Here is a 6110-nt window from a genome sequence, read left to right as displayed (position 1 = left end):
CACCAGGGCTTCGGGGACGTACGAGCCGTCCGCCTTGAGCCGGAAGCCCGGCGGAACGTCGGGGCGGTTGGTAGTGGTGCTGGTCATGATGCTTCCTTCATGTTGGGCGAGGCGATGGAGTCGGCGATCTCGGCCGAGGCCTCGTCCACGATGGCCGAGATCTGCACGATGGCGTCGTGCTTGCTGACCGTGCTGGCTGGCGCGTGGTGGCGGCGCAACACGGTCTTGATACGGATGAGCGCCACAACGGCGACATCGTCAGATTTGCTCATGGGGTCTCCTGAAAGGCGGCGAACGCCTCGATCCTGGAAAAAATGGCCGCGCACAACAGCCCGATGGCGCTGGCAGCGGCCTCATCGTCACGTGCGCTCACGCCCTGCAGATGGTGGATGACGGCATGGGACACCTCGTGCGGCACGATCTCGCGCAAGTTGCTGCCCGAGAGTGGCACCGCGACCGTGCCGATCACGCGGGCACCCGGCGCTGCCGCCTGGAAATAGCCGTGAACGACCTTGCGATCGCTGCGCCTGCGGCCTCCGCGATACTCCGCGTCCACATCGGCCACAGTCGGCAGCAACCGTACGCGCAGCCGCATCCCTGCCACCGCAACCTGAAAGACCATCAAGGCGCGAGCGCGAGCCATGTCAGTGCCTCGTCGCCGGCTTGTCGGTCAGCGCGAACCGAGTGCGCTGGACTGCCGTGGCGATGTGCTTGCGCAGCGCCTCATCGTCATTGCCCAGCTGAGCGCTCATGATGTCCGAGAGCAGCTGGCCCAGCTCGGCGAAGGACTTGCGCAACGAGCAGTGCTCGAAGAACAGGTTGACCAGGTCCTTGTTGGCACCGTGCAGCGCGTGGCGCAGTTGATCGATCGAGTCAAATGCCGCCGGGTTAGCCAAGGGCGGGCCTGCCATGAATTCAACCGTCATGGCGCACCTCGTCTTGCCAGATGGCCAGGCGCACGCCTTGGAACTGGGCGGTGATGTGGCCGTCGGCCTGGCGCGTGGAAACATCGCACAGGCCACGCAGGTACTCGGCGGGCATGGTGCCCAAATCGACCAGCAAGATGGGCGCTCCCTGATCCTTCGGAAAAAGATCTTCGTCGATCACGCGCAGGCCCAGCGATCGCAGGGAGCGTGCAGCCGCGTTGGCCGCTGCCATTTTCTCGATGCGCGTCGGCGTAAATATCCGCGGCGCCGTGGTGTTGTCGATCAGTTCCATTTCGTCTCCATGACGATGTCGGCACTCACCGCCGGAGCGCCGTTCTCGGCGGCCAGATTCATGGCGGCGGTGAGCAGGTTGTGCACCGCCAGGGGATACAGGAACGAGCGCTCGGTGTGCCCGCGCGGCACCGGCGGCGACAAGCGCTCGCGCAGCGCCTGCAGGCCATCGGCGGTCACGATCTTGGCGAGGTCCACACCGAACCGCTTGAGCCGGAACCGCAGGTAGTCCTCCAGGTGCTCGCCCAGCGGCGGCAGCGTGATAATCTCGCAGCGCTGGACCACTTCGCGTACCGACGGGTCGCGGGGGTCGAGCTTTTCGGCGAGCTCGTTCTGCCCGAGCAGGATGACGCTCAAGAGGCGCGAGAACCCGTCCTCGAGCTCGACGAAGCGCTTCAGGTGGCGCAGCGTGGCCTTGGGCATGGCATGTGCCTCTTCGATGAGAACCACGTGGCGCGTGCCCGTGCGGTGACTCTCCTTGAGGCGATTCTCCAGCTGGCGGTACCGGGCATCGCTGCTGGACCGCAAGGGCTCGTGCGGCGCGATCGTCGCCATGATCGCGTCCAGGATCGCGCCCGCCTTGAGCGTCTTGCCCTTGACGTCATCGGACTCCATGCCCACCACGTAGGGGCGGATGATCTGGATCGGCATGTCCGCACGCTGCACGCGCTCCTGCAGGTCGCGACGCAGCGTGGTCTTGCCCGAGCCCGACTCGCCCACCACGGCGACGAAGCCGCCGCGTTTGCAGGCATCCAGCAGCTGGGCGCGCGTGTAGCGCAGCTGCTCGTTCGCGTAGAACTCGTCGGCGCTGTTGACTTCATCGAAGGGGTTGCCCGGCAGCTTGAAATGGCGCAGGGTCTGAGGGTGTAGAATCTGCTTGCGAATTGACATGTGTTCGTCCTCATTCACGGGGGAATGCTGTTGTTCGGGCGCCACCGCACTGACCTGCGGTGGCGTTTCTTTTTCAAAGGCGACGGCGATCTGTTCCTCGGTCGCGCCGTTGCGCTTCAAAAATTCGGTGATGTTGTCGCGCAGCCCGCACTGCTTGGCCGCACGGGGCCAGTAGGAATGGTTGATCAGCTGGGCGATCGTGGCCGGGCTCAAGCTGACGTGGGCCGCCAACTGGCTCTGCGACAGTGCGAGGTCGGTCATGATCTGCTTGAGTTTCAGAACTTGTTTCATTGATCCTTCCTATGCGGCGCGCACGATCTGCACGATCGGGGATTGGGTGGGGGCAGGCGCCATGGCTGCGCGCAGCGCTTGAGCAGCCGCGTCAATGGCGTCAGCCGGGACGCCGTCCGGATACAGGGCCTGCAGGCGGGCGTAGTAATCGGGGGACCAGTCGGCGAACAGCTGCTTGAGCTGCTTGGCGGCCTGGATGTGCGACAACGGGGGCAGTTGCACTGTCGGCGCGACCAGGTCGTGATCGCGGCCGCGACGCGGCATGGTGGCGGGTACATGCTCCAGCGCCTGATCGATGTGGGCGAAGGGGTCGATCTGCCCACCGAAGGCGACGGTGCCCGCCTTGCGCGCCGCCTTGGCTTCGGTCTCGGTGGAGGTCCCCGTGGCCATCAGTTCCAGAACCTTGGCGTTGGTCTGCGCGGGCGTGTCGGCGTGACGGGCATAGCTCTTCCCGATCACGGGCGCATCGGCGACCATCCCGAATTGGTCGTAGGTAACGCGCTGCACGACTTGGTAGGCCTCGTGGCCCTCGTCGTCGCTCATGACGACCTGGACGGTGTCCTGGGCCCAGGGGTTCTCGCAGACCAGCAACTTCTCGCCAACGCAAACGCCAGGCACCGACGACACGTCGTAGTCGGAACCGCGGTAGCTGATGCGCAGGTGGGTGGAAACCACACGCGATTCGGGCGCGCTGAGCGCGAGTGACCGCAGCAGCTCCGCAGCCGGCGGGGTAATCAACTGTTCGGGCGTGATGTGCAGCCATGCGGAGTCGCGGGTGCGCCCCGTGCGCGTGTGGATCCGGGTGCCGTTGAAGTAGCGGCGCCAGCGTGCCACCAGCGCATTGATCTTCTCCAGGCTGTCGACCTTGTCTGCTGGCAGCAGTCGCAGGGTGGATTCGAAATCGCGCTCAGTGAGATCCTGACCCTTTTCGACCTGGCCCTTCGCGCGCGGGTTCTTTGGCTTGTTGATCTGGACGTGGATCCGCAACGCCTTGCACAGGTTCTTGAAGATGGCGCTGGTGTTGGCCGATCCCGGGTCGAGCATCACCATGAGCGGAACGCCGAACATGGCCTCACCCTCTCGGCGATGCATGGCGTCGATGAGCACGTCGACCAGGTTGGTGGCGTTCTCACCGCCCGTCACGTACGTGGAATAGTTCCAGCCGCTGGTGTGGTCGGTCACCACGTAGCGCCACAGCGACTCGTTGATGACCTTGATGACGTTGGCCGGCTTGTTCTTGTAGAAGTCGGTGTGGTCCATGATGCGCAGACCGTTGTCACCCTTCGACGCGCGCGGCAGATAAAACAGGACGCAACGCGAGGCGTCGATCTGCCATACATGGTTCGGGTGCAGGCTGCGCAGGCTCATCGCCGGCGCCGGTGCAAGCAACTGCTCCGGGTGCAGTCGATAGTTGCGCAGCGCCTTACGGATGGTGGAGATCGACAGGGGAGAAACTTCGCCCGTCGCCGGGTTGATGCGCAGCGCTTCGATCATGTTGTTGGCGCGCAGCACCTCCACCGCGGCCTCCACGCTCTTGAGCATCTTGCCGTTCTTGCGCATGTGTTCGAGCAGCACGGCCGCGATCATCTGCGCCTCCTGCACGGGCAGCGCCGTCTTGCCGGCGTCTGACCGGCGCTTGCGTGTCGGTTTGGTGACCAGGTCGCCGAGCAGGCGGTACAGCCTGGCCTGTGACATCTGCAGCCGCGCAGCAGCGCCGGCCAGGATCTCGCCCTTACGCCCGTGCGGCGCAACGCGCCAGGCACGGGCAACGTCGGCCAGCTCTTCCGCGATGACAGCATTGGCGGGGGCTCCCATCGTCGCCTCCTTACTCGTCCTGGGCCCAGGCCGGCATCGCATCGCCGTCGTCCTGGGGCAAGCTGAACTCGGTAAAGAGATCGCCGATCTGTTGCTGGATGGCGCGCAGGCTGGCGGCGATGAGGCGCGTGCGTTGCGCATCGCCCTGACCGTGCGCGACATACGCCTCGCACAGCTTCTCCAGGCCTTCGCGGAGCTTGCCTCCGATGGAAGCCTCCAGGCCGACCAGTTCGGCTTCGACTTCGGTGTGCAGGCCCACCAGCTGTTCGTCGGGCTTTTCCGCCTTGATGCGCCGGGTAGCGGCGTCGCGCTCCTTCTTGAGCGTGTCGATCTGGTCGTTTTTCTCCGCGAGCAGCTTGTCATTGGCCTCGGCTTCGGCGCGTGCTTCGCGCAGCGTCTTGCGAAGGTCCGACACGGACATGGCGGCGACATCGTCGAGCGTGATGCCCGCGACCGTGCCGCCATCGTTCAGTTCAGCGACCTCCTCGTCGTCAAGAACGAGAAGCTCAAAGAGTTTCGATTTATTACCGGCAGCGGCAACCAAATCGTGCGACGTCGCACGGTTTGAGAACTTCAGGGCGGCCTGCGTCATGCGGCGTGCGACGGAGTCGTCCAGACCAAGACGGCCCAGGGCTTCAGTCCACTCGCCATGGGGCACATGCTCGCGCACCACCAGCAGCGCACGGCCGGCCGCGAGCATTTCATCGGCGCTACGCGCCAGGTGGGTGCGGATGACGTGTTCGTAGCGCGGCAGGTCAAACGGCAAGCCGTCACCGAACTGCTTGAGGACCAAGGCCGAGCGCTCGGCAGCCAGAACCAGCGCAGCCTCGACGTCGGCGGCGGGCTTGGCGGTGTCAGACGCGGCGGCGGGGGAATTCTTCGGACGGGCCACGGTGACTATCCTTTTGTCGGGGATTCGTGAATGGGTTGGACGTCGACCAGCTCCATACGCAAAGCGTGCGGCTGATCGACATGCTTGAGCAGTTCGAGGAGCACACTGCGGGCCGCCGCAAAGGCCACGCCGGCTTCCGCCGTCGGGATGCGGTTAACGCGCACGCGATACTCCGACCTGCCCGCGATATAGATATCGACGGTCATGTGGTGATCGACAGGCGGGGCCTGGGTCACAGCTGGGTCCCGGCGGCGATGCGCTGGTTGGTTTCGGCGATGCGGGCCGTCATCCGAGCGCACTCTTCGGCATGGGCCTGGGCGATCTGCAGCAACGCGATGCCAGGTGCGTACAGACCGTTGTCGAACTTCACCGCGAAGTCCTCGGCCATCAGCGTGGCAAGCGCGCGCGTGACGTTCGTGGGGGATTCGCCCGTCAACGCGGCCAGTTCCTGGTTGGAGATGCCATTCAGGCGCCGGCCGCGCAGAGCCTTCATGACACGCAAGACGCGTTGTGCGCTGTTGATGGTTTCCTTGCTCATGCCTGAACCTCCATGCGGCCTGGAAGCCAGTGGCGAACCGTGCAGGGACGTTTTTCAGCGGCCATGGCAACTGCTTCCAGCGCGGCGGCGAGGGCACGCAATTGTTCAGGCGTGCGCTCAACGATGACGAAGGGGCCGCCGTCGAGCACCGCCAGCGGTTCATTGCGGTATGTGCGCGTGAGCGTGACCTTGATCGTGCTCATGCCGCCACCCTGCGCGATGCGGCGGGCTTCAGACGACGATTGATGCCCTTTGCTTGGGCGTGGTCCGGCCAAATCGCGGAGACGGGTTTACCGATCAGAGTGGAGATGGCTCGTTCGATGCGCGCCGACCGGGTGCGGCCAGCGATGACTTCGAAGACGGTATTGGGGGTGACCTTCAGCTTGGCGGCCAGCGCAGTGGGCGTGGTGCCTTTCATGCGGATCTCGGCCTTGATCATTTCACGATGCATGGCGTCTGCTATCCT

General features: G+C 64.9%; 11 protein-coding genes. All 11 read right to left on the bottom strand.

Features of this window, described 5'->3' with window-relative positions:
• Positions 1 to 83: 83 nt before the first annotated feature.
• Genes ACEU5R_RS26285 through ACEU5R_RS26235 form a run of 11 tightly spaced genes read right to left on the bottom strand, consistent with a single transcriptional unit; the run spans position 84 to position 6095 of the window.
• Complete coding sequence (locus ACEU5R_RS26285) at positions 84 to 272, bottom strand: hypothetical protein (protein WP_392412676.1); 189 nt, start codon at positions 270 to 272, stop codon at positions 84 to 86.
• Positions 269 to 643, bottom strand: a complete 375-nt coding sequence (locus ACEU5R_RS26280; protein WP_392412674.1) for a hypothetical protein — start codon at positions 641 to 643, stop codon at positions 269 to 271. Before ACEU5R_RS26280 ends, ACEU5R_RS26285 begins: the two co-directional genes overlap by 4 nt.
• Position 644: 1 nt before the next feature.
• Complete coding sequence (locus ACEU5R_RS26275) at positions 645 to 926, bottom strand: hypothetical protein (protein WP_392412673.1); 282 nt, start codon at positions 924 to 926, stop codon at positions 645 to 647.
• Positions 916 to 1218, bottom strand: a complete 303-nt coding sequence (locus ACEU5R_RS26270; protein ID WP_392412671.1) for a hypothetical protein — start codon at positions 1216 to 1218, stop codon at positions 916 to 918. Before ACEU5R_RS26270 ends, ACEU5R_RS26275 begins: the two co-directional genes overlap by 11 nt.
• A complete protein-coding gene (locus ACEU5R_RS26265; RefSeq protein ID WP_392412670.1) occupies positions 1209 to 2399 on the bottom strand; it encodes an ExeA family protein in 1191 nt (396 codons plus the stop codon). Before ACEU5R_RS26265 ends, ACEU5R_RS26270 begins: the two co-directional genes overlap by 10 nt.
• A 9-nt stretch (positions 2400 to 2408) precedes the next feature.
• On the bottom strand, positions 2409 to 4214 hold the full coding sequence (locus tag ACEU5R_RS26260; protein ID WP_392412669.1) for an integrase: 1806 nt from the start codon (positions 4212 to 4214) through the stop codon (positions 2409 to 2411).
• Positions 4215 to 4224: 10 nt separating this feature from the next.
• Complete coding sequence (locus ACEU5R_RS26255) at positions 4225 to 5106, bottom strand: DUF3102 domain-containing protein (RefSeq protein WP_392412667.1); 882 nt, start codon at positions 5104 to 5106, stop codon at positions 4225 to 4227.
• 5 nt (positions 5107 to 5111) lie between these two features.
• The gene (locus tag ACEU5R_RS26250) at positions 5112 to 5312 is read right to left on the bottom strand and encodes a hypothetical protein (protein WP_392412665.1); all 201 of its coding nucleotides are present in this window, start codon (positions 5310 to 5312) and stop codon (positions 5112 to 5114) included.
• Between the two features lie 26 nt (positions 5313 to 5338).
• Complete coding sequence (locus ACEU5R_RS26245; RefSeq protein ID WP_392412663.1) at positions 5339 to 5644, bottom strand: helix-turn-helix domain-containing protein; 306 nt, start codon at positions 5642 to 5644, stop codon at positions 5339 to 5341.
• A complete protein-coding gene (locus ACEU5R_RS26240) occupies positions 5641 to 5847 on the bottom strand; it encodes a hypothetical protein (protein ID WP_392412661.1) in 207 nt (68 codons plus the stop codon). Before ACEU5R_RS26240 ends, ACEU5R_RS26245 begins: the two co-directional genes overlap by 4 nt.
• Complete coding sequence (locus ACEU5R_RS26235; RefSeq protein WP_240294237.1) at positions 5844 to 6095, bottom strand: helix-turn-helix domain-containing protein; 252 nt, start codon at positions 6093 to 6095, stop codon at positions 5844 to 5846. Before ACEU5R_RS26235 ends, ACEU5R_RS26240 begins: the two co-directional genes overlap by 4 nt.
• Between the last annotated feature and the right edge of the window lie 15 nt (positions 6096 to 6110).

Source organism: Achromobacter sp. 413638 (assembly GCF_043119405.1).
Lineage (GTDB): Bacteria > Pseudomonadota > Gammaproteobacteria > Burkholderiales > Burkholderiaceae_B > Achromobacter.
This window is presented reverse-complemented; position numbering and strand designations above follow the sequence as displayed.